20 protein-coding genes are annotated in these 24,797 nt (G+C 75.4%); 11 read left to right on the top strand and 9 right to left on the bottom strand.

Annotation, left to right across the window (positions count from 1 at the left end; all coding sequences use genetic code 11):
• Positions 1-83: 83 nt before the first annotated feature.
• The 4 genes from DNL40_RS08270 to DNL40_RS08255 all read right to left on the bottom strand — a co-directional run bounded on the left by DNL40_RS08270 (position 84) and on the right by DNL40_RS08255 (position 4,199).
• The gene (locus tag DNL40_RS08270; protein ID WP_111250765.1) at positions 84-857 is read right to left on the bottom strand and encodes an SDR family NAD(P)-dependent oxidoreductase; all 774 of its coding nucleotides are present in this window, start codon (positions 855-857) and stop codon (positions 84-86) included.
• A gap of 117 nt (positions 858-974) precedes the next feature.
• On the bottom strand, positions 975-2,534 hold the full coding sequence (locus tag DNL40_RS08265) for a tripartite tricarboxylate transporter permease (RefSeq protein ID WP_111250764.1): 1,560 nt from the start codon (positions 2,532-2,534) through the stop codon (positions 975-977).
• The gene (locus tag DNL40_RS08260; protein WP_245885764.1) at positions 2,527-3,183 is read right to left on the bottom strand and encodes a tripartite tricarboxylate transporter TctB family protein; all 657 of its coding nucleotides are present in this window, start codon (positions 3,181-3,183) and stop codon (positions 2,527-2,529) included. Before DNL40_RS08260 ends, DNL40_RS08265 begins: the two co-directional genes overlap by 8 nt.
• On the bottom strand, positions 3,180-4,199 hold the full coding sequence (locus tag DNL40_RS08255) for a Bug family tripartite tricarboxylate transporter substrate binding protein (RefSeq protein ID WP_111250763.1): 1,020 nt from the start codon (positions 4,197-4,199) through the stop codon (positions 3,180-3,182). The genes DNL40_RS08260 and DNL40_RS08255 overlap by 4 nt, the downstream gene beginning before the upstream one ends.
• Positions 4,200-4,374: 175 nt before the next feature.
• Here DNL40_RS08255 and DNL40_RS08250 point away from each other — a divergent pair, with 175 nt between their 5' ends.
• Both DNL40_RS08250 and DNL40_RS08245 read left to right on the top strand, forming a co-directional pair.
• Positions 4,375-5,757: a sensor histidine kinase gene (locus DNL40_RS08250; protein WP_245885763.1), complete on the top strand. Its 1,383-nt coding sequence runs from the start codon at positions 4,375-4,377 to the stop codon at positions 5,755-5,757.
• Positions 5,754-6,545, top strand: coding sequence for a response regulator (locus DNL40_RS08245; protein ID WP_281268443.1), 792 nt, complete (start codon positions 5,754-5,756; stop codon positions 6,543-6,545). Before DNL40_RS08250 ends, DNL40_RS08245 begins: the two co-directional genes overlap by 4 nt.
• Before the next feature lie 30 nt (positions 6,546-6,575).
• On the opposite strand, the gene DNL40_RS08240 is transcribed toward DNL40_RS08245, so the two are convergent.
• The 4 genes from DNL40_RS08240 to DNL40_RS08225 form a co-directional block, all read right to left on the bottom strand.
• Positions 6,576-8,465: a dipeptide ABC transporter ATP-binding protein gene (locus tag DNL40_RS08240; RefSeq protein WP_111250761.1), complete on the bottom strand. Its 1,890-nt coding sequence runs from the start codon at positions 8,463-8,465 to the stop codon at positions 6,576-6,578.
• On the bottom strand, positions 8,462-9,349 hold the full coding sequence (locus tag DNL40_RS08235) for an ABC transporter permease (RefSeq protein WP_111250760.1): 888 nt from the start codon (positions 9,347-9,349) through the stop codon (positions 8,462-8,464). Before DNL40_RS08235 ends, DNL40_RS08240 begins: the two co-directional genes overlap by 4 nt.
• Positions 9,346-10,296, bottom strand: coding sequence for an ABC transporter permease (locus DNL40_RS08230; protein ID WP_111250759.1), 951 nt, complete (start codon positions 10,294-10,296; stop codon positions 9,346-9,348). Before DNL40_RS08230 ends, DNL40_RS08235 begins: the two co-directional genes overlap by 4 nt.
• A gap of 95 nt (positions 10,297-10,391) precedes the next feature.
• Positions 10,392-11,936, bottom strand: a complete 1,545-nt coding sequence (locus DNL40_RS08225) for an ABC transporter substrate-binding protein (protein ID WP_111250758.1) — start codon at positions 11,934-11,936, stop codon at positions 10,392-10,394.
• A gap of 259 nt (positions 11,937-12,195) precedes the next feature.
• Between DNL40_RS08225 and DNL40_RS08220 the strand changes: the two genes are divergently transcribed.
• The 5 genes from DNL40_RS08220 to DNL40_RS08200 are packed head-to-tail and all read left to right on the top strand — an operon-like array spanning position 12,196 to position 17,505.
• Positions 12,196-13,029, top strand: a complete 834-nt coding sequence (locus tag DNL40_RS08220; protein ID WP_111250854.1) for an exodeoxyribonuclease III — start codon at positions 12,196-12,198, stop codon at positions 13,027-13,029.
• A 41-nt stretch (positions 13,030-13,070) separates the two neighbouring features.
• On the top strand, positions 13,071-13,790 hold the full coding sequence (locus DNL40_RS08215; RefSeq protein WP_111250757.1) for a septum formation family protein: 720 nt from the start codon (positions 13,071-13,073) through the stop codon (positions 13,788-13,790).
• Positions 13,791-13,836: 46 nt separating this feature from the next.
• Positions 13,837-14,913: a class A beta-lactamase gene (bla, locus tag DNL40_RS08210; RefSeq protein WP_111250756.1), complete on the top strand. Its 1,077-nt coding sequence runs from the start codon at positions 13,837-13,839 to the stop codon at positions 14,911-14,913.
• Between the two features lie 10 nt (positions 14,914-14,923).
• The gene (locus tag DNL40_RS08205) at positions 14,924-15,928 is read left to right on the top strand and encodes a zinc-dependent alcohol dehydrogenase (protein WP_111250755.1); all 1,005 of its coding nucleotides are present in this window, start codon (positions 14,924-14,926) and stop codon (positions 15,926-15,928) included.
• Entirely contained in the window at positions 15,925-17,505 is a 1,581-nt protein-coding gene (locus DNL40_RS08200) for a xylulokinase (protein ID WP_111250754.1), read from the top strand. The genes DNL40_RS08205 and DNL40_RS08200 overlap by 4 nt, the downstream gene beginning before the upstream one ends.
• 98 nt (positions 17,506-17,603) lie before the next feature.
• On the opposite strand, the gene clpB is transcribed toward DNL40_RS08200, so the two are convergent.
• Positions 17,604-20,225 (bottom strand): ATP-dependent chaperone ClpB, encoded by a 2,622-nt coding sequence (clpB, locus tag DNL40_RS08195; protein ID WP_111250753.1) that lies wholly within the window; start codon positions 20,223-20,225, stop codon positions 17,604-17,606.
• Positions 20,226-20,380: 155 nt separating this feature from the next.
• Here clpB and DNL40_RS08190 point away from each other — a divergent pair, with 155 nt between their 5' ends.
• The 4 genes from DNL40_RS08190 (at position 20,381) to DNL40_RS08175 (ending at position 24,772) form a co-directional block, all read left to right on the top strand.
• Complete coding sequence (locus DNL40_RS08190; protein WP_111250752.1) at positions 20,381-21,328, top strand: LppM family (lipo)protein; 948 nt, start codon at positions 20,381-20,383, stop codon at positions 21,326-21,328.
• Positions 21,325-22,383 (top strand): alpha/beta hydrolase, encoded by a 1,059-nt coding sequence (locus DNL40_RS08185; protein WP_111250751.1) that lies wholly within the window; start codon positions 21,325-21,327, stop codon positions 22,381-22,383. Before DNL40_RS08190 ends, DNL40_RS08185 begins: the two co-directional genes overlap by 4 nt.
• Positions 22,384-22,454: 71 nt before the next feature.
• Positions 22,455-24,224: a DNA-3-methyladenine glycosylase 2 family protein gene (locus DNL40_RS08180; protein ID WP_111250750.1), complete on the top strand. Its 1,770-nt coding sequence runs from the start codon at positions 22,455-22,457 to the stop codon at positions 24,222-24,224.
• Complete coding sequence (locus DNL40_RS08175) at positions 24,221-24,772, top strand: methylated-DNA--[protein]-cysteine S-methyltransferase (protein WP_111250749.1); 552 nt, start codon at positions 24,221-24,223, stop codon at positions 24,770-24,772. Before DNL40_RS08180 ends, DNL40_RS08175 begins: the two co-directional genes overlap by 4 nt.
• Positions 24,773-24,797 lie beyond the last annotated feature (25 nt).

The raw sequence follows: 24,797 nt of genomic DNA, 5'->3' as shown, positions 1-24,797 counted from the left end.
GTACGGGCGGCCACCAGGATGTGGCCGTGAGCATCATCGACACCGCGGTGCAGCGGGACGGGCGCCGGCGGACTGGCTGTAGCTCAGCGGTAGTGGCCCAGGCGGCGCACCGCCGCGCGCGGCAGCACCCGCAGCAGCGCGGACGCCGCCTTGTAGCGCACCGACGGCGTGGACAGCACGACCCCGCGGCGCACGTCGGCCAGCGCGTCGGCCACCACGCGCGGCGCCTGCAGCCAGGCCAGCTCGGGCAACGACGCCATGTCCGACCCTGCGCGGGCGTGGAACTCGGTGTGCGTGAACCCGGGCGCCACCACGGTGGCCGTCACGCCGGTGCCCCGCAGCTCGGCGGCGAGGCCCTCGGTGAACGAACGGACCCACGCCTTGGCCGCGGCATAGGTGCCGCCCGCCGTCAGCGCGGCCACCGATCCCACGTTGAGGATCGCGCCACGGCCGCGAGCCGTCATCTGCGCCACGGCCGCCCGGGTGAGGACCAGCACGGCCCGGACCATGACGTCCAGCGCCTGCAGCTCGACGTCGAGGTCGCCGTCGACGAACCGCTGGCTCGTGCCGAACCCGGCGTTGTTGACCAGCAGTCCCACCGGTCGCCGGTCGTCGCCGGGCTCGTCGCCCGTCACCGCCAGGCGCTCGGCCACGCGGTCGAGGTCGCCCGGCGCCGACAGGTCCGCGGGCAGCACCTCCACCCGCACGCCGGCGGCGGCACGGATCTGCCGGGCGACCCGTTCCAGCCGCTCCTCGTCGCGCGCGACGAGCACGAGGTCGTGCCGGGCCGTGGCCAGCTGCCAGGCGAACTCCAGTCCGAGCCCGGCGGTGGCGCCGGTGACGAGCGCGGTACCCATGCGGCCCAGCCTAGGCGCCACGGACCGCCAGCACCGGGCAGGGCGCGGTGAACAGCACCTGCTGGGTGGTGGTGCTCACGACGACGACGCCGGTGCCGGGCAGCGCCTCGTCCCCCATCAGCGCACCTCCTGCTGCTGCGACTCGACCCGGATCTCCTCCGCCAGGCCCTCCAGCTCGGCGTCGACCTTCTGCTCGCGCCGGCGCAGCCACAGCCCCAGGCACACCACGACGACGATCGCGAGGTACGCGCTGGCCGCGAACGGGCTCGTGACCAGGTACGTGAGGTCGCCCTGGCTGATCGCCAGGGAGCGCCGCAGCCTGTCCTCCGCCATGGGCCCGAGGATCATGCCCACCACCATGGGGGCCACGGGGTACCCGAACCGGCGCATGAAGAACCCGACCACGCCGATGCCCAGGAGGATCAGCACGTCCACCGGGGAGAAGTTCAGGGCGTAGGAGCCGAGGGCGCCGAACAGGAGGATGCCCGCGTACAGGTAGTGGCGCGGGATCTGCAGGATGCGCACCCACATGCCCACCAGCGGCAGGTTGAGGACCACGAGCATCACGTTGCCGATGTAGAGGCTCGCGATGAGCGCCCACACGAGACCTGACTGGTTCTGCAGGAGCAGCGGGCCCGGCTGGATGCCGTAGGACTGGAACGCGGCGATGATGATCGCGGCGGTCGCCGTCGTCGGCAGGCCCAGGGTCAGCAGGGGCACGAGGACGCCGGCGGCGGCCGCGTTGTTGGCGGACTCCGGGCCGGCGACGCCCTCGATGGCGCCACGGCCGAACTGCTTGCGGTGCGGGCCGGCCAGCCGCCGCTCGGCCGCGTACGACAGGAAGGTGGCGACGTCGGCTCCGCCCGCGGGGATGGTGCCCACGGGGAAGCCGATGGCGGTGCCTCGCAGCCACGGCTTCCAGGAGCGGCGCCAGTCCTCGCGCTTCATCCAGGTGCGCCACCCCTTCTCGACGGGGATGACGTGCACGGGCCCGTGCCGCAGCCGCGAGGCGGTGTAGAGCGCCTCCCCCACGGCGAACAGGCCCACGGCCACCACGACGACGTCGATGCCGTCGGCGAAGCTGGGCAGCCCGAACGTGAAGCGCTGCTGGCCCGTCAGGGTGTCGGTGCCCACCAGGCCGAGGAAGAGGCCGAGGCCGAGGGCCGCGATGCCGCGCGGCACCGACGACCCCAGCAGGGCTCCCACGGTGATGAACGCGACCACCATGAGCGCGAAGTAGTCGGGCTCGCCGAGCCGCACGGCCCAGCGGGCCACGACCGGTGCCACGAACGTCAGCGCGACCGTGGCCACGGTGCCGGCCACGAACGAGCCGATCGCCGCCGTGGCCAGCGCGGCGGCACCGCGGCCGGCCCGGGCCATCCGGTTGCCCTCGAGCGCGGTGACGATCGATGCCGACTCGCCCGGGGTGTTCAGCAGGATCGACGTGGTGGAGCCGCCGTACATGCCGCCGTAGTAGATGCCGGCGAACACGATGATCGCCGCCGCGGGCTCCAGCGAGTACGTCAGGGGCAGCAGCAGCGCGATGGTCATCGCGGGGCCGATGCCGGGCAGCACGCCCACCGCGGTGCCCACGAACACGCCGAACAGCGCGTACAGCAGGTAGGTGGGGTGCAGCACGGTGGTGAAGCCCTCGAGCAGGGCGGGAAGGTCACCCATGGAGGAACGGCACCCCTCTCAGGAACGGTCCGGCAGGCAGGCTCAGGCCCAGCCAGGCGCCGAAGACGACCTGGATGACGAGCGCGAGCACCACGCCGGCGGCCACGGCCCGCCACCACGGGCGGGCTCCCAGCGCGACGGCGGAGCCGGCGAACAGGAGGGCGCCGGCGAGCGGCCAGCCGAGCGGGTTGATGGTGAACACGTGCAGCACGAACACGCCGGCGAGGATCGCCACGGTGCGCCAGTCGGTGCGGACGGCGAGGTCGACGTCCTCGCCGCCCTCCTCCTCGCCCAGGCGCCCGCGGAGCACCTGGACCAGCAGGGCGACACCCGCGACCAGCAGCAGGCCGCCCACCAGGTACGGGAAGGCGCGCGGCCCGAGGGTGTTGGCCGAGCCCGGCACGACGATCGAGCCCGCGTCCACGAGCACGAACGCACCGAGACCCGTGACGACCGCGGCCACGACGAGCTCGCCCAGGCGGCGGCCCGTGGGCGCGGCCCGGCCGACGCCGGCCTCGGGGCCACCGTCAGCACCGCGGTCACCGTCAGCACCGGCGGTGTCGCTGCCGCCGGGGGCCTCCTGCGCCCCGGGGGCGGGGGCCAGCGACGTGCCGTCGGCCCCCGCCGTCGGACCCTGCGCGGTGCTCACTGCACCAGCCCGATGTCCTGGAGCACCGACTGCACCTCGCTGATGTTCTCGGTCAGGTAGGCGTCGAACTCGTCCCCGGCGAGGAACGCGTCGCTCCAGCCGCGCTCCTCCAGCGTGCTCTGCCAGGTCTGCGACCGGGCGAGCGACGTGACCAGCTCGGTGAGGGCGGCGCGCTGCTCGTCGTCGATCGAGCCGGGGGCCACCACGCCGCGCCAGTTGGTCAGCTCGACGTCGTAGCCCGCCTCGGTGAGCGTGGGGACGTCCGGCAGGGCCGGGTCCCGCTCCGCGCCGGAGACGGCGAGCGCCCGCAGCGTGCCCGCCTGGACCTGCTCCGCGTACTCGCCGACGCCCGAGATGCCCGCGTCGACGTTGTTGCCCAGCAGGGCGGCCAGGGACTCCCCGCCGCCGGAGTAGGCGACGTAGTTGAGGGTCGTGGCGACGTCGGCCGAGGGCACGCCGGCTGCCTTGAGCAGCATCGCCGCGAGGATGTGGTCGGTGCCGCCTGCGGAGCCGCCGGTGATGGTGACGCCCTTGCCGTTCGCCTTGATGTCCTCGACGAGGTCGTCGATCGTCTCGTACGGGGAGCCGGCGGGGACCACGATGATCTCCTGCTCCTCGGTGAGGCGGGCGATGGGGGTGGTGTCCTCGATGCGGGCCTGCGACTGGTTGGTCTCGACGGCGCCCACCATGACCAGGCCCATGACCAGCAGCGTGTACGGGTCGTTGGAGTTGGCGATGTTGGCCAGGCCCACGGTGCCGCCGGCCCCGCCGACGTTGGTGACGCTGGCGCTGGGCACGAGGCCCTCCGTCTGGGCGGCGGCCTGCATGGCGCGGCCGGTCTGGTCCCAGCCGCCGCCGGGCTCGGCGGGGACGACGATGCTCAGGGAGCCGATGCCGCCCTCTGCGGCGGCGCTCCCGCCGGCGCCCTGGTCGCCGGACGCCAGCGCCGAGCACGCGGTCAGCGCCGTGGCGAGCACGACGGCGGTGGCCGCGGCGAAGATCCTGACGGGACGCATGACTCCTCCTCGAGTCCGAGCCGCGGCGTCGGTGCCGTGGCCGTTCCCGGGGAGCGTAGGAACGGTGCGCCGTGCGGCGTCCCCTTGTGGTCGTAAGGAACGTTGTGGTCGTTTCGGTCGGCCGTGCACCACGATCCGCTGTGCCATGGGTCACACTGAGCGCATGGTCCGGGCAATGTCGCTCCGTGTGCAGCTCCTGCTGCTGCAGGTCGCCATCGTGCTCGTGCTCGTGTGCACCACCGGCGTCGTCGCGTCCACCATCCAGGAGCACCAGCTCCGCGAGGCCTACCTCGACCGCATGACCGGCGTCGCCCAGTCCGTGGCCGGCCTGCCCGCCGTCGTCGAGGCGTTCGACGACGCCGACCCCGCCGCCACCATCCAGCCGATCGCCGAGCTCATCCGCCGCGCCTCCGACGTCACCTACGTCGTCGTCGCGGGCCCCGACGGCACGCGCTACTCCCACCCCGACCCCGACCGCATCGGCGAGCGCGTCTCGACCGACCCCTCCCCCGCCCTGGCCGGGCAGGTGTGGACCGGCACCCAGACGGGCACCCTCGGCGAGTCCTGGCGCGTCAAGGTGCCCGTCTACGGCCCCACCGCCGACGACGCCTCCCCCGCAGCCGTCGTCGGCGTCGCCAGCGTCGGCATCCTCGAGTCCGAGCTGCGCAGGGACTGGATGTCCGGCCTGGCCCAGCTCTTCCTCGCCCTCGCCGGCGCCACCGTCGTCGGGGTGCTCTGCGCCGCCTGGGTGGCCCACCTCGTGCGGCAACGGTTCTTCCGCCTCGAGCCCGCCCAGGTGCGCGCCCTCATGCACGACCTCGACGGCGCCCGCGGCCTCACCGCCGCCCTGCGTGCCCAGTCGCACGAGTTCGCCAACAAGCTCCACGTCATCTCCGGCCTGCTCGAGCTCGGACGCACCGACGACGCCGTCCGGTTCATCGAGCGCGCCGCCCACGCCGAGCCCGGCGCCGCCCCACCCGTGCCCGAGGCGGTCCGCGCCCCCGAGGTGGTCGCACTCCTGCGCGTCAAGGCCCGCATCGCCGCCGAGCACGACATCGGGTTCGAGGTGGACGCCGGCTCCCGCGTCGCCCCGCCCGGGCCGCAGGGCGCCGCCCGCCACGAGGACCTGCTGACCGTGCTCGGCAACCTTGTCGACAACGCCGCCGAGGCCGTGGGCCCCGGCGGGCACGTCCACCTGCTGGTCGACGACGGCGGCGAGCCCGCCCGCACCGACGGACGCGCCGGGACCCTGCGCGTGGTGGTCGACGACGACGGCCCCGGCATCCCGCGCGCCTCCCGACGTGCGGTGCTCGAGGACGGGTTCAGCACCAAGCAGCCCACACCGGAGCGCGGCTCGCGCGGCGTCGGGCTCGCTCTCGTGCGCCGCGCGGCCGAACGGCACGGCGGCGGCGTCCGCGTCTCCACCTCCCCGCTCGGCGGTGCCCGCGTCGCCGTCACGCTCCCCGGCGCCGCGCTCGCCGCCCCGACCGCCCCCGTCGTCGTGCCGGCCGCGCCCGGCGCTGCGCAGCCCGTCCGCACCGGAGGGGGACACCCGTGACCACCCTGCCCCTGCGACCCGCACCCACCACCGACCTGCCCGGCCGGCGCCTGCGCGTGCTCGTCGTCGAGGACGACCCCGTCGTCGCCGAGCTGCACCGCGGCTACGTCGCCACCCACCCGCGGTTCGTCGTCGTCGGCTCCGCCGTCACCGGCACGGAGGCGCTGCGCCTGGCCGCGACGCTGCGCCCCGACGTCGTCCTCCTCGACGTCCACCTGCCCGACGGCGACGGGCTGGACGTGCTCACCCGGCTGCGCACCCTGCCCGGCCCGCCCCTCGACGTGCTCGCCACCACCGCAGCCCGCGAGGCCGACGCCGTGCGGCGCGCCATGGCCGGCGGCGTCGTCCACTACCTCGTCAAGCCCTTCACCGCGGCCGCCCTGCGCGACCGGCTCGACGCGACCTGGGCCGCCCGCGAAGCGCTGCGGCGGGCCGGGGAGGCGCCCGCGCTGGACCAGGAGCAGGTGGACCGGCTGCTCGCCCGTGCCGCCCAGCCCACGCCCAAGGGTCTCTCGGCACGCAGCCTCGAGCTCGTCGAGCAGGCGCTGCGCGAGGCAGCCGGGGCCGGCACAGGTACCGGGCGGGAGGGCGCAGCCGCCGGGCGGGGCGGCGCAGAAGCCGGGCGTCACGGCCTGGGGCTCTCGGCGTCGGAGGTCGCCGCCGCCGTCGGCATGTCCCGTGTCAGCGCGCGCCGCTACCTCGAGCACCTCGTGACCACCGGCCGGGCTCGCGTCGCACCCCGGTACGGCGGCACCGGGCGGCCGGAGAACCGGTACCGGCCCGCCTGACCGGGACCACGCGCAGCGCGTCCGGCCGGTTCAGCGAGCCGTACGCGCCAGGGTGGGCGTCGCAGCCTGGAGACGCCGCGTGTAGTCGTGCTGCGGCGCCTCCCACAGCTCCTCGGTCGACCCCTGCTCCACGATCTCGCCGGCCCGCATCACGGCCACCCGATCGCACAGGTGCCGCACCACGCCCAGGTCGTGGGACACCAGCACGAGGGTCAGGCCGCGCTCGTCCGCCAGGTCCGAGAGCAGGTTGAGCACCTGCGCGCGCACGGACACGTCGAGCGCGCTAACCGGCTCGTCGGCCACCAGCACGCGCGGCCGGCACACCAGCGCCCGGGCGATCGAGACGCGCTGGCGCTGGCCGCCCGAGAGCTGGTGCGGGTAGCGCCGGCCGGCGTCGACAGGCAGCCCCACGGCGGCCAGCACCTCGCGCACCAGCTCCCGGCGCCCCTCGGCCGTGGCCGCCTCCTCCAGCCCGCGCCGGTTGGCCGGGTTGAGCAGCGGCTCGGCCACGATCTCGCCCACGCTCATGCGCGGGTCCAGGGAGCCCATCGGGTCCTGGAACACCATCTGGAGGTCGGCCCGCACGCGCGCCAGGTCGCGCGGCCCGGCCGTCTGCACGCGGCCCGCGCGCCCGGCCGGACCGCCGCCGGGCCAACCGTCCGGCCCAGGGCCCGCGAGACGCACGCCCGCGACCTCCACGGTCCCTGAGGTCGGGGTGTCCAGCCCAGCCAGCAGGCGCAGCGCCGTCGTCTTGCCCGAGCCGGACTCGCCCACGAGCCCGAACCGCTCCCCCGGCGCGACGGCGAACGAGACGCCGCACAGGGCGTCCACCGTGCGCGCGCGCTGCCCGGCCCGGCCGCCCGTCACCGCGTGGAGCACGCTGCCCCGGGAGCGCACGTACCGCTTGGTCACCTGGTGCAGCCGGATGAGCGCGTCGTCCGTGCCCGGCCCGGCGGGGCCGCCCGGAGGCTCGACCTGCCGCAGGGAGACGTCCGCCCCGCGCAGGCGCGCCGCCCCGCCCGGCCGGTACCCGTCCGCCGTCTCCACCGTGAACAGGCGCCCCCGCTCGTCCGTGGCCGTGAGGTCCGACGCCGCCAGCAGACCCCGCGTGTACGGGTGCCGCGGGGCGGCGAACACCTCCGCCACCGGCCCGGCCTCCACCACCGCGCCGTCCTTCATCACCAGCACCCGCTCGCACACCCGCGACACCACCGCCAGGTCGTGCGTGATGAACAGCAGCCCGGTGCCGCGCCGGGCCACGAGCTCGCCCATGAGGTCCAGCACCTGCGCCTGCACGGTGACGTCCAGCGCCGTGGTGGGCTCGTCGGCCACCAGCAGCGCCGGGTCGTTGGCCATCGCCATCGCGACCAGCACCCGCTGCCGCTGCCCGCCCGAGAGCTGGTGCGGGTACGCCCGCGCGGCGTGCTCCGGATCAGGCAGCCCCACCTCGCCGAGCAGCGCCACCGCCCGCTCGGCAGCCCGCTGCCGGGAGCAGCCGCCGTCGTGCAGCCGCACCACCTCGGCCACCTGGGCGCCCACGCGCACCAACGGGTCCAGGGCCGTCATCGGCTCCTGGAACACCATCGACATCAGCGACCCGCGCAGCGGGGCCAGACGGCGCTCGCCCCGGGCGAGCAGGTCGCGCTCGCCGGCCACGTCCACCGCCCCCGTGGCCGTGACGCCGTCGGGCAGCAGGCCCATCACCGCGAGCGCCGTCATGGACTTGCCGCTGCCGGACTCTCCGATGAGGCCCACGCGCTCGCCCGCGCCGACGGTGAGGCTGACGTCGTCGACGAGCGTGCGGTCGCCGGCGCGGACGGTGAGGCCGTCCACGGCGAGCGCCGGGGCGTGCCCTGTGCCGTCCGAGGCGGCGGGGCGGCCGGGCACGGCGGGACCCACCGGACCGGTGGGCGTGCTCATCGGACCCCCTTGAGCCGGGGGTCGAGCACGTCGCGCAGCCCGTCGCCCAGCAGGTTGAAGCCCAGCACGGCCACGGCCACGGCCACGCCGGGGGCGACGGCGAGGTGGTCGTGGGTGCCGAGGAACTGCTGCGACTCCTGCAGCATGCGGCCCCACGAGGGCGTGGGCGGGGCGGTGCCGAGCCCGAGGAAGGACAGGCCGGCCTCGGCGAGCACGGCCAGGGCGTAGTTGACCGAGCACTGCACCACCACGAGGCCGGCGATGTTGGGCAGCACGTGCCGGACGGCGATCGCCCAGGCGGGCCGGTTGGCGGCGCGGGCGGCGAGCACGTAGTCGGTGCGCATCACCTGGAGGGTGCCCGAGCGGGCCACGCGGGCGAACGCGGGGATCGCGCCGATGCCGAGCGCCACCATCGCCGTCGTCGTGCCCGTGCCGAACGCGGCGCCGAACACGATGGCGAGCAGCAGGCCCGGGAAGGCGAGCAGCACGTCCGAGCCGCGCATGAGCAGGGTTCCGGGCCAGCCGCCGCGCATGCCGGCGAGCACGCCGAGCGGCACGCCGACGACGGCACCGATGCCCACGGCGACCACCCCCACGTAGAGGGTGATGCGGGCACCCACCATGAGCTGGCTGAGCACGTCGCGCCCGAACCTGTCGGTGCCGAGCCAGTGGGTGCCGCTGGGGCCCTGGAGCCGGTCGGCGGGCACGGCCCGCACCGGGTCGTACGGGGTCCACACGAGAGAGACGAGCGCGAGCGCCACCACCACCAGCACGAGCAGCGCACCCACCACGAGTTGGGCGTGCACGCCGGGGCTGCGGCGCGGCGCGGCCGTGGCGGCGTCGGGCAGCACCACGCCGTCGGGTCCGGGGCCGAGCGCGCTCATCGGGCCGCCACCCGCAGCCGTGGGTCGAGCACCGTGTACAGGAAGTCGACCAGGAAGTTCACGACCACCACCACGAGCACCAGCACGGCCACGATGGACTGCACGGCCTGCAGGTCCCGCTGGGCCACGGAGTCCACGAGCAGCGAGCCCAGGCCGGGCACCACGAACACGCGCTCCACCACCACCGCGCCGACGAGCATCGCAGCGAGCTGCACACCCACCACGGTGACCACCGGCACGCCGGCGTTGCGCAGGCCGTGGCGTACCAGCGCGCTGCCGCGGGTGTGGCCGGCGGCACGGGCGGTGCGCAGGAAGTCCTCGCGCATCACCTCGAGCACGGCCGAGCGCACGTACCGGGTGACGATCGCGGCCTGGACGGTGCCGAGCGCGACGACGGGCAGGATGACGTGCCGCCAGAACTGTGCGGGGTCGACGGCGGGGGGCGTCCACCCTCCGGCGGGCAGCCAGCCGAGCCGCACCGCGAAGTACGAGACGAGCAGCACCCCCACCAGGAAGTTGGGGATCGCGACGCCCACCTGGGAGGCGCCGGCGATGACGGTGCCCCAGGGGGAGCGGTGCTTGACGGCGGCGAGGGTGCCGAGCGGGACTGCCGCGAGCAGGGCCAGCAGCATGCCCAGGCCGACGAGGATCAGGGTCACCTGGAGGCGGTCGGCCACCAGCGGGGTCAGCTCGCGCCCGGTGACGAACGACGTGCCCAGGTCGCCGCGGAGCATCCCGCCCACCCACTCGCCGTACTGGACCAGCAGCGGGCGGTCGGTGCCGTGCAGGGCGCGCCACTGCGCGAGCGCCTCCGGGGTGGCGTTGAGGCCCAGGGCGACGACGGCCGCGTCACCGGGCAGCACGCGCAGCACGAGGAAGATCAGGACGGTGGCCACGACGAGGGTCGCGAGCAGCTGGGCCACCAGGCCCAGCAGGTGTCGCGTCACGTGCTCGCTCCCATCCGCTCATCCTCCGCTGTGGGCGGGAGACACGCCGCAACCGTTCTGCGGTTGCGGCGTGTCTCCCGCCCACAGCGTCGGGGTCACTGCCAGTGGAGGTCCGTCAGGTCCATCGACTCGGTGACGGCGTTCGCCTTGATGCCGGCCAGCCCCTGGTCGGCCACCACGAGCGTGGGCGCCAGGTACAGGACCACGCCCGCGGCGTCGTCGACGATCCGGCGCACCACCTGGCGCATCCCGGCCACGTACTCCTCCGGCGTGCCGGCGTCGGCCTGCTCGGCGAGGGCGCGCACCTCGGCGTCGTCGTAGCCCAGGTAGTAGTCCGGGCTGAACACGGTCAGCAGGTCGCGGGCCTCGGAGTGCTGGATGACCGACATCTGGTAGTCGTGGCGCGTGTAGACCTTGTCCAGCCACACGGCGGGGAACTCGTCGGTGACGATCGTGGCCGTGACGCCCACGTCGGCGAGCTGGGAGACGATCACCTCGGCCGCCGTGGTCGCGTAGCCGAGGTTCGGCACGTCGAACGTGACGTGCAGGTCCGTGGCCCCGGCCTCGGCCAGCAGCTCGCGTGCCCGATCCGGGTCGTACGGGTACACGTCGGTGAGGTCCTCGTAGTACGGGTCCTGCGGGGTGACCATCGCACCCACGAGCGTGCCGTACCCCGCCGAGGCGGTGTCCATGACGGCCTGGCGGTCGATCGCGTACGAGATCGCCTGGCGCACCCGCACGTCGTCGAACGGGGCCGCCCGGTTGTTGAGGCTGAGCAGCACGTCACCGGTGGAGGTGCCCTCGAGCACCTGGAACTGGCCGCCCGCCTCGAGCTGGACCACCTGGTCCGCCGAGGCCGAGCCGTACAGCATGTCGACGTCGCCCGCGCGCAGCGCGTTGGTCGCGGCGGTGGTGTCGGTCATGTAGCGCACGGTGACGGTGTCGAGCTCCGGGGCGCCGCCCCAGTAGTCGTCGCGGCCGGTGAGGGTGATGTGGTCTCCCTGGACGACGTCGGTGACCTCGTAGGGCCCGCTGCCGACGGCGGTGGTGCGCAGGTCGAAGCCGAGCTCCTCCGGGAAGACGGCGCCCACGGCCGTGGCGATGTCGAACAGCCACGCGTTCGACGGGCGGGAGAGGGTGACCCGCACGTGGTCCGGGGCGAGGGCCTCGGTGCTGGCGACCACGTCCATCTTGGCCTTGGTGGCGTGCAGCCAGTCCGTCTTGACCCGGTCGAACGAGGCGGCGACGTCCTCGGCCGTCAGGTCCGACCCGTCGGAGAAGGTGACGCCCTGGCGCAGGGTGAAGTCGTAGACCGTGCGGTCGTCGCTGACGGTCCAGCTCTCGGCGAGGAGCGGCACGATCTCGCCGTCCTGGTCCACCTTGACCAGGGTCTCGTAGACGTTGTTGAGCAGGAGCTGCGGGATGGCGGCACCGGCGGTGGTGGTGAAGTCGAGGTTCACCGGCTCCGCGCCGACGACGACGGTGGCGTCGGTGCGTGCCTCGCCGGGGCCTGCCGACGGGTCGGGCGACGTCGAGCCGGCGGTGCACGCGGCGAGCGTGAGCGCCGTCGCGGCGGCGACGAGCGCCGCCCTCGGCGTGAGGCGGGCGGCAGCGCTGCCGCGCGTGTGGGGGCGTGCCATGAGGCTCCTTCGGGTCGGCGCCCCGGGGAGGGCGGCCGTGCTGGGCGGGGTGCCCGGCCGACCGTGGTGGGACTCAGTATCACCCGGCCGGGTTGCCCGCAGACGGTAGAGCGCCCCGGGTGCCAGGTGCAACAGCACACCGAGACGGCGTCTTCCCCGGATCGGCCAGGGTTCTCGGCTTTCCGGCGGCCGCTGGGCCGCCGTCTCAACAAAGTTGAGACGCGGTATCACCGTGATGGGCCCGCTTAGGGTGGCCGCCGTGCGCATCGCCACCTGGAACGTGAACTCGATCCGTGCCCGCGTCGACCGCGTGGTCGCCTTCCTCGAACGCTCGGGCACCGACGTCCTGGCGATCCAGGAGACCAAGTGCCGCGACGACCAGTTCCCGTACCTCGCGTTCGAGGCCGCCGGCTACGAGGTGGCGCACGTCGGCTTCTCGCAGTGGAACGGCGTCGCCGTGATCTCCCGCGTCGGCATCGAGGACGTCGCCCCCGCGTTCCCCGGCCAGCCCGGGTTCGCCAAGCCCGCCACCACCGGCGACGGCGAGCTGCCCGGCGACGCCCCCGACCCGGTGCACGAGGCCCGCGCCCTCGGCGCCACCTGCGGCGGCGTGCGCGTGTGGTCGCTGTACGTGCCCAACGGGCGCGCCGTCGACGACCCCCACTACACGTACAAGCTCGCCTGGCTCGAGGCGCTGCGCGCGCAGGCCGCCGGCTGGCTCGCCCACGACCCCGCCGCCCAGGTGGCGCTCGTGGGCGACTGGAACGTGGCCCCCCTGGACACCGACGTCTGGGACGTCTCCGTGTTCGAGGGCTCCACCCACGTCACGCCCGCCGAGCGCGAGGCCTTCGCGGCGTTCGCGGGTGCCGGCTACCGCGAGGTCAGCCGCGAGCACCTGCCCGCCGAGCACACCTACACCTACTGGGACTACAAGCAGCTCGCGTTCCCCAAGAACAAGGGCATGCGCATCGACTTCACCTGGGCCTCCCCCGCCCTCGCCGCCCGCGTGGGCGCCGTGACCATCGACCGGGACGAGCGCAAGGGCAAGGGCGCCAGCGACCACGTGCCCGTCATCCTCGACCTGGCCGACTGAGCGCCGCCCCCCACGCCTCTCCCGGCGGATAGGTTGACCGCATGAGCACGCCGCAGGAGCCGGAGGGGCCGGTCTTCGCCGCGCCCACGCCCACCGGCGCGGTCCCCGACCTCGCGCACGTCGAGCTGCCGCCCGTGCGGCCCGACGGCGGCACGGCCCCCGGCGGGGCGGGCCCCGGCAGCGCCTTCGCCCACGGCGTCGGCGCTCCCGGCACCACCCCCGCCTGGACCGGCACGCTCCCACCCCCGCACGACCCGGCCGTCGAGGCAGCCCGACGACGCACCGCCCGCCGTCGGGTCCTCCTCGTGGTCGGCGGCGTCCTGGCCCTCGCTCTCCTCGTCACCGGTACCGTGCTCGGCGCCGGCCACCTGCGCGACCGCGCCTGGGCGCCCGTCGCCTCCGCACCGGACACCCCGGTGCGCGCCCACGCCGTCCAGCTCGTGCTGGGCTCCTGCATCGACGAGCTGCCCGAGGGCAGCGACCCCCTCGGCCTCGTCCGTGTGGTGCCCTGCACCGAGGAGCACCAGGCGCAGGTCGTGGGCCGGCGCGACGCCGTCCCCGCCGCCGTCTGGCCCGGCACCGAGGCGCTCGCCGCCCGCGCGGCGGCCGTGTGCGGCCCGCAGATGCTCGGATCGGAACCGCCCGCCGGCCTCGAGTTCGTCGTCGTCACCCCGTCCGAGGCCGGCTGGGAGGCGGGCGACCGCGCCAGCCTGTGCCTGGCCGTGACCCCCGGCGGGACCTCGGGCAGCCTCCTCGACTGACCGCCCGCAGGTGGCCCAGCACACCCGCCGCGTGCACGCTGGGGCCATGCCGGTCCCACCGCCGCCCCCCACCAGCCCTCGGCTCCGGGCCCCGGCCGGCGCCCGACGCCGGGCGCTCGCCGTCGCCGTCCTCACCGCCACGTCCCTCACCGCCACGTCCCTCACCGCCTGCGCGGGCCCGCAGCCCGCGGGCACCGCCAGCGCCGGTGCCGTCGCCACGGCGGACCGGACCGCCCATAGCGCCCAGAGCGCCCAGAGCGCCCAGGAGACCCTGGCTCGGCGGGACGACCTCAGCGCCGCCACCGCCGAGGCCTTCGCCGCGCTCGAAGAACGCTTCGACGCACGGCTCGGCGTGCACGCCCTGGACACCGGCGACGGCACGGTGATCGAGCACCGCGCCGACGAACGGTTCGCGTTCGCCTCGACGATGAAGGCGCTCGCGGGCGGCCTCGTCCTGGACCGCACCGGCCCCGACGGCTGGGACGAGGTGGTGCGGTACGGGGCGGAAGACCTCGTCACCTACTCCCCCGTCACCGAGCTGCACGTGGACGAGGGCATGACCGTGCTGGAGCTGGTCCGGGCGTCGATCACCGTGAGCGACAACACCGCGGCCAACCTGCTGCTCGACCGGCTGGGCGGGCCCCAGTCGCTCGAGGCGGCCCTCCACGAGCTCCTCTCCCCGGACGGGACGGCGACGGTGCCCGTCTCCGTGGACCGCGCGGAACCTGACCTCAACGACTGGGCCCCGGGCAGCACGCAGGACACGGCCACCCCCGCGGCGATGGCCGCCGCCCTGCGGGAGACGGCGCTCGGCGACGCGCTGCGCCCCGAGGCGCGCGCAGCCCTGCGGGACGCCCTCCGGGACAGCACCACCGGTGACGCGCTGATCCGGGCGGGAGTGCCGGACGGATGGGTGGTGGGCGACAAGAGCGGCGCCGGTGGTCATGGCACGCGCAACGACATCGCCGTCGTCGAGCGCCCGGACGCGGCACCCCTGGTCCTGGCGGTGTACTCGAACCGCCGCACGCCGGACGGCGAGGCGGACCCGGCGCTGGTGGCCGAGGCGACGCGCGTCGTGGTCGACGCGCTCGCCGGGCGGGCCCTGGCCGCACCGCCTGGCTAGGGTGGCGAGCATGAAGGTAGCCCGGTTGCACGCCGTCTCGGACCTGCGCGTGGCCGAGGAGCCGCCGCCCACCCCCGGCCCCGGCGAGGTGCTGGTGCGCGTCACCGCCGTCGGGCTGTGCGGGAGCGACCTGCACTGGTTCGCCGAGGGCGGCATCGGGGACGCCGGGCTGAGCGACCCGCTCGTGCTGGGGCACGAGTTCGCGGGCGTCATCGCCTCCGGCCCGGACGAGGGCGTGCACGTGGCGGTGGACCCGGCGATCCCGTGCGGGCACTGCGAGATGTGCGTCGAGGGGCACGGCAACCTGTGCCCCCAGGTGCGGTTCGCCGGGCACGGCAGCACGGACGGCGCCCTGCGCGAGTACGTGGCCTGGCCGGCGGACCGGCTGCACCCCGTCCCCGACAGCCTCAGCCCTGCGGACACCGCCATGCTGGAACCGCTCGGCGTCGCGATCCACTCCGTGGACCTGGCCCACCCGCGCACGGGCGAGACCGTCGTCGTGGTGGGCTGCGGCCCGATCGGCCTGTGCGCGCTGCAGGTCGCGCGGGCAGCCGGTGCGACCACGGTGGTGGCGGTGGAGCCGATGGCGCACCGCCGGGAGGCCGCCGCACGGTGGGCCGACGTCGTGCTCGACCCGACCCAGGAGGACTACGAGGAGGCGATGGCCGCCGCCGTCGCACCGCTCGGCGCGCACCGCGTGATCGAGTGCGCGGGCACCGACGAGGCCGTGGCGCTGTCGATCGAGGCGGCCCGTCCGGGTGCCACCGTGGTGCTCGCCGGCATCCCGGAGGACGACAGCACCACGTTCCCGGCCGCGCCCGCCCGGCGCAAGGGCCTGACGTTCCGCATGGCCCGGCGGATGAAGGAGGTCTACCCGCGAGCGATCTCCCTGGTCGCGAACGGGCGGGTGGACGTGGCCTCGATCGTGTCGCACACGTTCTCCCTCGACGACGCCGCGGAGGCGTTCGAGGTCGCGAACCGACGCGAGGGTCTCAAGGTCGTGATCGCCCCGTGACCGCCCCCGGCGTGCCGGGGCCCGCGCACGGTGCGCGCGCCGGTTCCGGCACCTCGTGGGTGGTGGCGGTGGACTGCTCGACGACGGCGGCCAAGGCCGTGGTGGTCGACACCGCCGGGCAGGTGGTGGCGGCCGCCTCGCAGCCGCTGACGACGCAGAACCCGCAGCCCGGGTTCCACGAGCAGGACGCCGACGCCTGGTTCGAGGCCACGGTCGCTGCTGTCCACGCCGCGGTGGAGGATCTCGCGCCCGCCGAGCGCAGCCGGGTCGGAGCCCTGGCGATCACGCACCAGCGCGAGTCGTTCGTGCTGCTGGACGGCGAGGGGAAGCCGCTGCGCCCCGCCGTGCTGTGGGTGGACTCGCGCGCCCACGAGCAGATCGCCACCCTCGGCGCGCGCCCGCTGAGCGGCGGGCGGTCCGTGCACGACGTCTCGGGCAAGCCGCCGGACACCACGCCCGCCGTCTACAAGATCGCGTGGCTGGCCGAGCACGAGCCGCAGGTGGTTCACGCGGCGGCGCACGTGGCCGACGTCCAGGCATACCTCGCGCTGCGCCTGACCGGGCACCTGGCCACGAGCCACGCCTCGGCGGACACGCTCGGCCTGTTCGACCTGGCGCGCCTCGACTGGTCGCCCGAGCTGGTCGAGGCTGTGGGGCTCCGGCCCGAGCAGCTCCCGGGGCTCGTGGCCGGGGGCGAGGTGATCGGCGAGCTGCTGCCCGACGTCGCCTCGGACCTCGGGCTGCCGGGTCCGGTGCCGCTGGTGGCGGGCATCGGGGACGGTCAGTCGGCGGGCCTGGCGCTCGGCGTCGAGGAGCCGGGCGTCGCCTACCTGAACCTGGGCACGTCGATGGTGTGCGGCGTCTCCTCCGACGTGTACATCACGAGCCCCGCGTTCCGTACGCTCGCGGGGGTGCGGCCCGGCACCTACGTGCTCGAGACCGTGCTCAACGCCGCTGCCTACGTCGCCTCCTGGACCGCCCGGTTCGCGGGCTCGGACGTCACCACCATGGAGGCCGAGGCCGCCCAGGTGCCGCCCGGCGCGGAGGGGCTGCTCGCCCTGCCCTACTGGAACGCCGCGCAGACCCCGCACTGGGACGCCCTCGCGCGCGGCGCCGTCGTCGGCTGGCACGGGCGGCACACCCCCGCCCACCTGTACCGGGCCGTGCTGGAAGGCGTCGCCCTGGAGCTGCGGCTCCAGCTCGAGGCCCTCGAGAAGGCCACCGGGTCACCCGTGCGCGAGATCCGCGCCGTCGGCGGCGGCGCCCGCTCCGCGCTGTGGGCGCAGATCGTCGCGGACGTCACCGGGCGGACCGTGCGGGTGTGCTCCGACGGCGAGGTCAGCGCCGCCGGAGCGGCGATCCAGGCGCACGAGCACCTGGCAGGCTCCGGCGACGCGCCCGGGCGGCCAGGCGACGCCCCGGCCGGGGCCCGCGACGCCTGGCCCTTCGTCGCAACGGGCCACGACGTCGTCCCCGAACCCGCGGCCACCGCCCGGTACGGCGCCGTCTTCGAGGCCTACCGAGGCCTCTATCCCGCGCTGAAGGAGACGTTCGCCCGCCTCGCCACCGCAGGCTGACACCCTCCGGTCGTCGTTGTGGGCGGGCGACTCGCCGCAATCCTCGCGGAATTGCGGCGAGTCGCCCGCCCACAACGGTGAGAGAGGGCCCGTCCGTGTCAGGCGGGCTGCGCCTCGCCCACCGGCCGCAGCTCCAGCCCCGGCTCCGCCAGGTCCACGGGCCGGTCGACGACGACGGTGGCGCCGTCGGTCACCTCCCCGGCCAGCAGCAGCCGGGCCAGGCGGTCACCGATCTCCCGCTGCACCAGCCGGCGCAGCGGCCGTGCGCCGTACGCCGGGTCGAAACCCTCGAGCGCCAGCCACTCACGAGCGGCCGTCGTCACGTCGAGAGCGATCCGGCGGTCGGCCAGGCGCCGCGCGAACGCCGCCACCTGCAGGTCCACGATGCTGCCCAGCTCCTCGAGGGTGAGCGCGTCGAAGATCACCACGTCGTCGAGCCGGTTCAGGAACTCCGGCTTGAACGCCGCCCGCACCGCCGTCATGACGTTCTCGCGCTTGGCCTCGTCGGGCATCGTCGGGTCCACGAGGAACTGCGAGCCCAGGTTCGACGTCAGCACGAGGATGACGTTGCGGAAGTCCACCGTGCGGCCCTGCCCGTCGGTGAGGCGGCCGTCGTCCAGCACCTGCAGCAGGATGTCGAAGACCTCCGGGTGGGCCTTCTCCACCTCGTCCAGCAGCACCACCGAGTACGGCCGGCGCCGCACCGCCTCGGTGAGCTGACCGCCCTCCTCGTAACCGACATACCCCGGGGGCGCACCGACCAGGCGGGCCACGGAGTGCTTCTCCGAGTACTCGGACATGTCGATGCGCACCATCGCGCGCTCGTCGTCGAACAGGAAGTCCGCGAGCGCCTTCGCCAGCTCCGTCTTGCCCACGCCGGTGGGCCCGAGGAACAGGAACGAGCCCGTGGGGCGGTCGGGGTCGGAGACCCCGGCGCGGGAGCGGCGCACGGCGTCGGACACGGCGCGCACGGCGGACTGCTGCCCGATGAGCCGGGCGCCGATGACGTCCTCCATGTGGAGGAGCTTCTCCGTCTCGCCCTGCAGGAGGCGGCCGGCGGGGATGCCGGTCCAGGCGGAGACGACCTCGGCGATCTCGTCCGCGCCCACCTTGTCGGCGATCATGGGCTGCTCGGGGGCGTTGTCGTCGGCAGAGGCCTCGGCCTGCTCGGCCTGGGCGAGCTCCTTCTCGACGGCGGGGATCTCGCCGTACTGGATGCGCGCGGCGCCCTCGAGGTCGCCGTCGCGCAGGCGGCGCTCCATCTCGGTGCGCAGGCCGTCGAGGCGGGCGCGCAGGTCACCGACCCGGTTGTGGCCCGCCTTCTCCGCCTCCCACCGGGCGGTCAGCGCGGCCAGCTCCTCGCGCTTGTCGGCGAGCTCGGCGCGCAGCCGCTCCAGCCGCTCGCGGGAGCCGGCGTCCTCGGACTCGCTGAGCACGACCTCCTCCATCTCGAGGCGCGTGACGGCGCGCTGCAGCTCGTCGATCTCGACGGGCGAGGAGTCGAGCTCCATGCGCAGGCGGGACGCGGCCTCGTCGACGAGGTCGATGGCCTTGTCGGGCAGCTGGCGGCCGGAGATGTACCGGTCGGAGAGGCCGGCGGCGGCCACGAGCGCGGAGTCGGCGATGGTCACCTTGTGGTGGGCCTCGTACCGCTCCTTGAGGCCGCGCAGGATCGCCACCGTGTCCTCCACGGAGGGCTCGCCCACGTAGACCTGCTGGAAGCGGCGCTCGAGGGCCGGGTCCTTCTCGATGTGCTCGCGGTACTCGTCGAGGGTGGTGGCGCCGACGAGCCGCAGCTCGCCGCGGGCGAGCATGGGCTTGAGCATGTTGCCGGCGTCCATCGCGCCCTCCGAGCCGGCACCCGCGCCGACCACGGTGTGCAGCTCGTCGATGAACGTGACGATCTCGCCGTCGGACCCCTCGATCTCCTGCAGCACGGCCTTGAGGCGCTCCTCGAACTCGCCGCGGTACTTGGCACCGGCCACCATCGAGGCGAGGTCGAGCGAGACGAGACGCTTGCCGCGCAGCGAGTCCGGCACGTCCCCGGCGACGATGCGCTGGGCGAGGCCCTCGACGACGGCGGTCTTGCCGACGCCCGGCTCGCCGATGAGCACCGGGTTGTTCTTGGTGCGGCGGCTGAGCACCTGGATGACGCGGCGGATCTCGGAGTCGCGGCCGATGACGGGGTCGAGGCGGCCGTCACGGGCGCGCTGGGTGAGGTCGGTGCCGTACTGCTCGAGCGCCTTGTAGGTGCCCTCGGGGTTGGGGCTGGTCACGCGGCTGCTCCCGCGCACGGCGGGCAGGGCGGCGCGCAGGGCGTCGGCGGTGGCTCCGGCGTCAGCGAGCGCCTGGGCGGCGGGCGACTGCCCGGCAGCGATGCCGATGAGCAGGTGCTCGGTGGAGACGTACTCGTCGCCGAGGGCCTCGACCTCCTTGCGGGCGTTCTCCAGGACGACGGAGGTGGCGCGGCTGGGCGTGGGCTGTGCCACCGCGTTGCCGCTGACCTGCGGGAGCGCCACGAGCGCGGCGCGCACCTTGCGCCCGATCTCCTGCGTGCTGGCCCCCACGGCGTCGAGCAGCCCGACGGCGACGCCGCCCTGCTGCTGGAGGAGGGCGGCAAGCAGGTGGGCGGGCTCGAGCTGGGGGTTGCCGGCGGCGGACGCCGACTGCACGGCGTCACCCAGGGCCTGCTGCGACATGGTCGTGAGCTTGGTGTCCATCGGTTCTCCGGGAAGGTGCGGTGTGATGAGGGTCCTGACCTGGGAACCTCGCCGAAGTTGAGTCTATTCCGCTCAACTTTGACCGCAAGCGCTCCTGACGGGCGGCGAGCGCGGCACCCGCGCCGCGCTCGTGCCTGCCTGGCACCATGAGCCGCATGCGCTCGTCACCGCCGTCGACCTCCCCACGCCCGGCACCGAGCACGGTCTCGCCGCCCTCGCCCCGGGCCACCGCCTCCCTGGGCCACGCGGCCCGACGGCGGCCCCTCGCCGCGCTGGGCACGGCCCTCGTGGTGGCCCTGGCCCTCGCCGGCTGCGTCAAGGTCGACGTCGGCATGACCGTCTCTCCCGACGACACGATGGCGGGCACGATGGTGTTCGCGTTCGCCGACGACGCCGCCGCCCAGCTCGGCGCCGATCCCCAGCAGCTGTGGGACCAGGCTGGCGGGCAGATCACCGGCCAGCTCCCCGAGGGCGCCACCGAGGAGCCCTACGCCCAGGACGGCTGGACCGGCACCCGCGTGACACTGCCACCCACCCCGATCGGCCAGACGGCCACGGTGGGTGGGGAGCAGCTGACCGTGGTCCGCGAGGGCGACGAGTACGTGGCCTCCGGCGTCATGGACCTCACCTCCTTGGCCGAGGGGCAGGAGAACGTGCCGCAGGCCGTGCTCGACGAGATGCAGATCGACCTGTCCGTGACCTTCCCCGGCCCGGTCACGGAGACCGACGGCACCGCCGACGGCAGCACCGCGCGCTGGCAGCCCGCCCCCGGGCAGCGCACCGAGATCTCCGCGCGCGCGTCCGCCCTGCCCACGGGCGCCGCGCCCTCCCCCTCCGCGTCGCCCTCGGTACCGGTCGCCGCGGACGACGACGGCGCCACCACCACCGCCACCGACGAGGACGGCGCCCCGTGGCCGTGGCTGGCCCTCGCCGCCGCCGTGCTGGTGCTGCTCGCCGCCCTGGCAGCGGTGCTCGGGGCACGCTCGCGGCGGCGCAAGGAGGCCGCGGCGCAGGCCCCGCCCGGCACCTACACGCCCGGCAGCCACCCACCCGGTCCGCCGTCGAGCCCCACCGCCGGGCCGACGTCGGGCCCTGACGCATGACCGGGACCGGCTGGCGCCCCGACGTCCTGGGTGCCGGCTTCGAGCAGCGCACCCTGCTGCTGCCCGGCGGGGCGGAGGCCACCCTCGTGCGGCACGTGCCTTCCACCCCTCCGGCGCCGGGCTCGGCGCCCGGCCCTGGCCACGCTCGTCCTGGCACCGCCGGGGAAGCGCCACGGCGGGTCGCGGTCCTGTACGTGCACGGGTTCGTGGACTACTTCTTCCACCCGCACCTGGCCGACGCCCTCGCCGCCGCCGGGCACGCGTTCTACGCCGTCGACCTGCGCGGGTACGGACGCTCCATGGACGCGCACACGGCCGCCGGCCTCGACCCGAACGTGGTGCCCGACCTGGCGCTGCACGCCCAGGACCTCGACGCCGCGGCGGCCGCGGTCCGTGCGGCGGGTCATGACCGGCTGGTGGTGCTCGGGCACTCGACGGGCGGCCTCGTGGCGACGCTGTGGGCGGCCGCGCGGCGCGGACGGGCCGATGCGCTCGTGCTCAACAGCCCCTGGTTCGACCTCAACGCGAGCTGGTTCCTGCGCGGGCCCGCCACCCGGGTGATCGACGTGGTTGGGAGGGTGGCTCCTCGCCTGACCGTGGGCGGGCTGCACCCCCACTACGGGCGGGCCCTGCACGCGAGCACCGGCGGCGAGTGGGAGTTCGACCTCGCCTGGAAGCCGGCCGAGGGGTTCCCGGTGCGGGCGGGCTGGTTCCGCTCGGTGCGGGCCGCGCACCGGCGGGTGAACCGCGGTGTCGACGTGGGCGTGCCCGCCCTGGTGCTGGCCTCGGCCCGGTCCGGGCCGAACACGGTGCACCACCCCGAGCTGCTGTCCACCGACTCCGTGCTCGACGTCGAGCACATCCGCCGCGGGGCCGCTCGCATCGGGGACGACGTGCTCTTCGTGCCCATCGAGGGGGGCGCGCACGACCTGGCGCTCTCACCGCGGCCTGCGCGCGAGGAGTACCTGCGGACCGTGGTGGCGTGGCTGGAGGACCGGTTCGGCGACCGGCCCGACGCCGCAGAGGCGCACAGCAGCCGGGCCGGTCGCAGATAGGGCCGGCGCGCCCCACCGTCGTGTCCGAATCCCGCTAGCCGCCGCACAGGAGCGGGGACGAGGATGACGGCATGACCACCCCCGAGGAGCTGTTCACCGAGCGGTACCGCGCCATCGCCGCGCGTGACGCCCGGTTCGACGGGCAGTTCTTCACGGCAGTGCGCTCCACCGGGATCTACTGCCGTCCCTCGTGCCCGGCACGGACGCCGAAGCCTGAGAACGTCACGTTCTACCTCACCTCGGCCGCCGCGCACGAGGCCGGCTACCGCGCCTGCAAGCGCTGTCTGCCCGAGGCAGCCCCCGGCACGCCCGCGTGGAACCTGCGCGGCGACCTCGCCGGCCGGGCCATGCGCCTCGTCGCCGACGGGGTGGTCGACCGCGACGGCGTCCAGGGCCTCGCCGCGCGCCTCGGGTACAGCGCCCGGCACGTGCACCGGCTGCTCGTCAGCGAGCTGGGGGCCGGCCCGCTCGCCCTGGCGCGCGCCCAGCGGGCACAGACGGCTCGCGCCCTGGTGGTGGGCACCGACCTGCGCCTCGTGGACGTGGCGTTCGCGGCGGGCTTCGGCTCCGTCCGGCAGTTCAACGACACGGTGGCGGAGGTGTTCGGCGCCACGCCGGGTGAGCTGCGTGCCCGCGCCGCCGCCCGGCGTGGCCGTGGGGCCGCGGCCGGGACGCACGCCGCGTCGCGCGGACCGGAGGACCCCGTGCGGCTGGAGCTCGCGCTCCCGGTGCGCGAGCCGTTCGACGCCCGCGGGCTGTTCGCGTTCCTCGCCGCGCGTGCCGTGGCGGGCGTCGAGGCCGTCCGGATCGGCGGCGCCGCGCAGCCGCAGGTCCTGGGCGCGCACGACGGCGACGCACCGCCGTCGGCTCGCGGTGCACGAGGGCACGGCACCGCGCTGCGCTACGCGCGCACCCTCGCCCTGCCCCACGGCCCAGCGGCCGTGGAGGTCACCGCCACCCTCGCGTCAGCGCGGGCGACGACGCGTGCTCCCTCTGGCACGGAGAGCTGGGACCTGCGGCTGCGGGTCGAGCTCGCGTCCCTGGCCGACGTCGGCACGGCCGTGGCGCGCGTGCGCCGCCTGCTCGACCTCGACGCCGACCCCGTGGCCGTGGACGCCGCGCTCGCCATCGACCCGGCCCTGGCTCCGCTCGTCGCAGCCGCCCCGGGCATGCGCGTGCCCGGCACCGCAGACCCGCACGAGCTGGTGCTGCGCGCCGTCGTGGGCCAGCAGGTCTCGGTCGCCGCCGCCCGCACGCACCTGAGCCGGCTCGCCGCGGCCCTCGGCACCCCGTACGCGTCGTCGTTCGAGGGCCTGACCACGCTCTTCCCCACCTCGGCGCAGGTGGCGGTCGGCCTGCCGCTGCCCGGCCCCGGTGGACCGCCCGACCCGCGGCGCCCGTTGCGGCTGCCGGCCCGTGCGGTGCGCACCGCCCTCGAGACGGCCCGTGCCCTGGCCGACGGTGACCTCGCCGTCGACGTCGGCCAGGAGCCCGAGGCGCTCCGGGCCGCGCTCGTCGCGCGCCAGGGCATCGGCCCGTGGACGGCCGCCTACGTGGCGATGCGCGTGCTGGGCGACCCGGACGCGTGGCTCGACGGCGACGTCGCGCTGCTGGCCGGAGCCGCACGCGCCGGCATCGTCGTCCGCGGGCCGGGCCGGGCCACCGCCCGAGAGCACCGCGCGCTGGCCGAGCACGCCGCCCGCTGGGCACCCTGGCGCTCCTACGCGGCCGTGCACCTGTGGCGGGTGGCGGCGCTGCCCGCCGGCGTCCCCGCCGACCCCGACCCGACCCTGCCTGCCCCGTCACCCGACGCCGCGGCTTCCCCCGAGGAGACTCCATGACCACCGTCCGCTCCGCCACCCTCACCACGCCCGACGGCCCGTTCACCGTCGTCGCCGGCGACGACGCCGTGCTCGCCTCCGGCTGGACCGACGACGTCGCGTCGCTGGTGGCGCTCGTCCACCCCGTGCTCCGGCCGGTGCCGGCCACGCCGGACGGCGCTGGCGCACCGGCAGTCACGGAGACCTCTGCCGGCACGGTGCTGGCGAACGCGGTCGACGCCGTCGGGGCGTACTACGACGGCGACCTCACCGCCCCCGGCCGGGTGCCGGTGCGGCAGCGGTCGGGCGAGTTCCGCGAGCTGGCCTGGGACGTGCTGCGCGACGTCGGCCCCGGGGAGGTCGTCACCTACACCCAGTACGCCGCGCGCGCCGGCCGCCCGGCAGCCGTGCGCGCCGCCGCGGGAGCGTGCGCGATGAACGCCGCGGCGCTGTTCGTGCCCTGCCACCGGGTGCTGCGCACCGACGGCACCCTCGGCGGCTTCCGGTACGGCCTGGCGGTCAAGGAGAGCCTGCTCGTGCGCGAGGCCGCCCGGGGAACGACCCGGTAGGCGGACCGGTAGGGCGGACCGGGCC

Origin of the sequence: Xylanimonas oleitrophica, assembly GCF_003244315.1 — a bacterium.
Taxonomy (GTDB): domain Bacteria; phylum Actinomycetota; class Actinomycetes; order Actinomycetales; family Cellulomonadaceae; genus Xylanimonas_A; species Xylanimonas_A oleitrophica.
Note: the sequence above shows the minus strand (reverse complement) of the source record. Positions and strands in the feature narration are given on the sequence as shown.

Bases quoted from the DNA above. Each gene is read 5' to 3' on its own strand.
- DNL40_RS08235 (WP_111250760.1), bottom strand. From the start codon at position 9,349: ATGAGCGCGCTCGGCCCCGGACCCGACGGCGTGGTGCTGCCCGACGCC.
- DNL40_RS08225 (WP_111250758.1), bottom strand. From the start codon at position 11,936: ATGGCACGCCCCCACACGCGCGGCAGCGCTGCCGCCCGCCTCACGCCG.
- DNL40_RS08180 (WP_111250750.1), top strand. From the start codon at position 22,455: ATGACCACCCCCGAGGAGCTGTTCACCGAGCGGTACCGCGCCATCGCC.
- bla (WP_111250756.1), top strand. From the start codon at position 13,837: ATGCCGGTCCCACCGCCGCCCCCCACCAGCCCTCGGCTCCGGGCCCCG.
- DNL40_RS08205 (WP_111250755.1), top strand. From the start codon at position 14,924: ATGAAGGTAGCCCGGTTGCACGCCGTCTCGGACCTGCGCGTGGCCGAG.
- DNL40_RS08250 (WP_245885763.1), top strand. From the start codon at position 4,375: ATGTCGCTCCGTGTGCAGCTCCTGCTGCTGCAGGTCGCCATCGTGCTC.
- DNL40_RS08265 (WP_111250764.1), bottom strand. From the start codon at position 2,534: ATGGGTGACCTTCCCGCCCTGCTCGAGGGCTTCACCACCGTGCTGCAC.
- DNL40_RS08270 (WP_111250765.1), bottom strand. From the start codon at position 857: ATGGGTACCGCGCTCGTCACCGGCGCCACCGCCGGGCTCGGACTGGAG.
- clpB (WP_111250753.1), bottom strand. From the start codon at position 20,225: ATGGACACCAAGCTCACGACCATGTCGCAGCAGGCCCTGGGTGACGCC.
- DNL40_RS08215 (WP_111250757.1), top strand. From the start codon at position 13,071: ATGAGCACGCCGCAGGAGCCGGAGGGGCCGGTCTTCGCCGCGCCCACG.
- DNL40_RS08190 (WP_111250752.1), top strand. From the start codon at position 20,381: ATGCGCTCGTCACCGCCGTCGACCTCCCCACGCCCGGCACCGAGCACG.
- DNL40_RS08240 (WP_111250761.1), bottom strand. From the start codon at position 8,465: ATGAGCACGCCCACCGGTCCGGTGGGTCCCGCCGTGCCCGGCCGCCCC.
- DNL40_RS08175 (WP_111250749.1), top strand. From the start codon at position 24,221: ATGACCACCGTCCGCTCCGCCACCCTCACCACGCCCGACGGCCCGTTC.
- DNL40_RS08185 (WP_111250751.1), top strand. From the start codon at position 21,325: ATGACCGGGACCGGCTGGCGCCCCGACGTCCTGGGTGCCGGCTTCGAG.
- DNL40_RS08255 (WP_111250763.1), bottom strand. From the start codon at position 4,199: ATGCGTCCCGTCAGGATCTTCGCCGCGGCCACCGCCGTCGTGCTCGCC.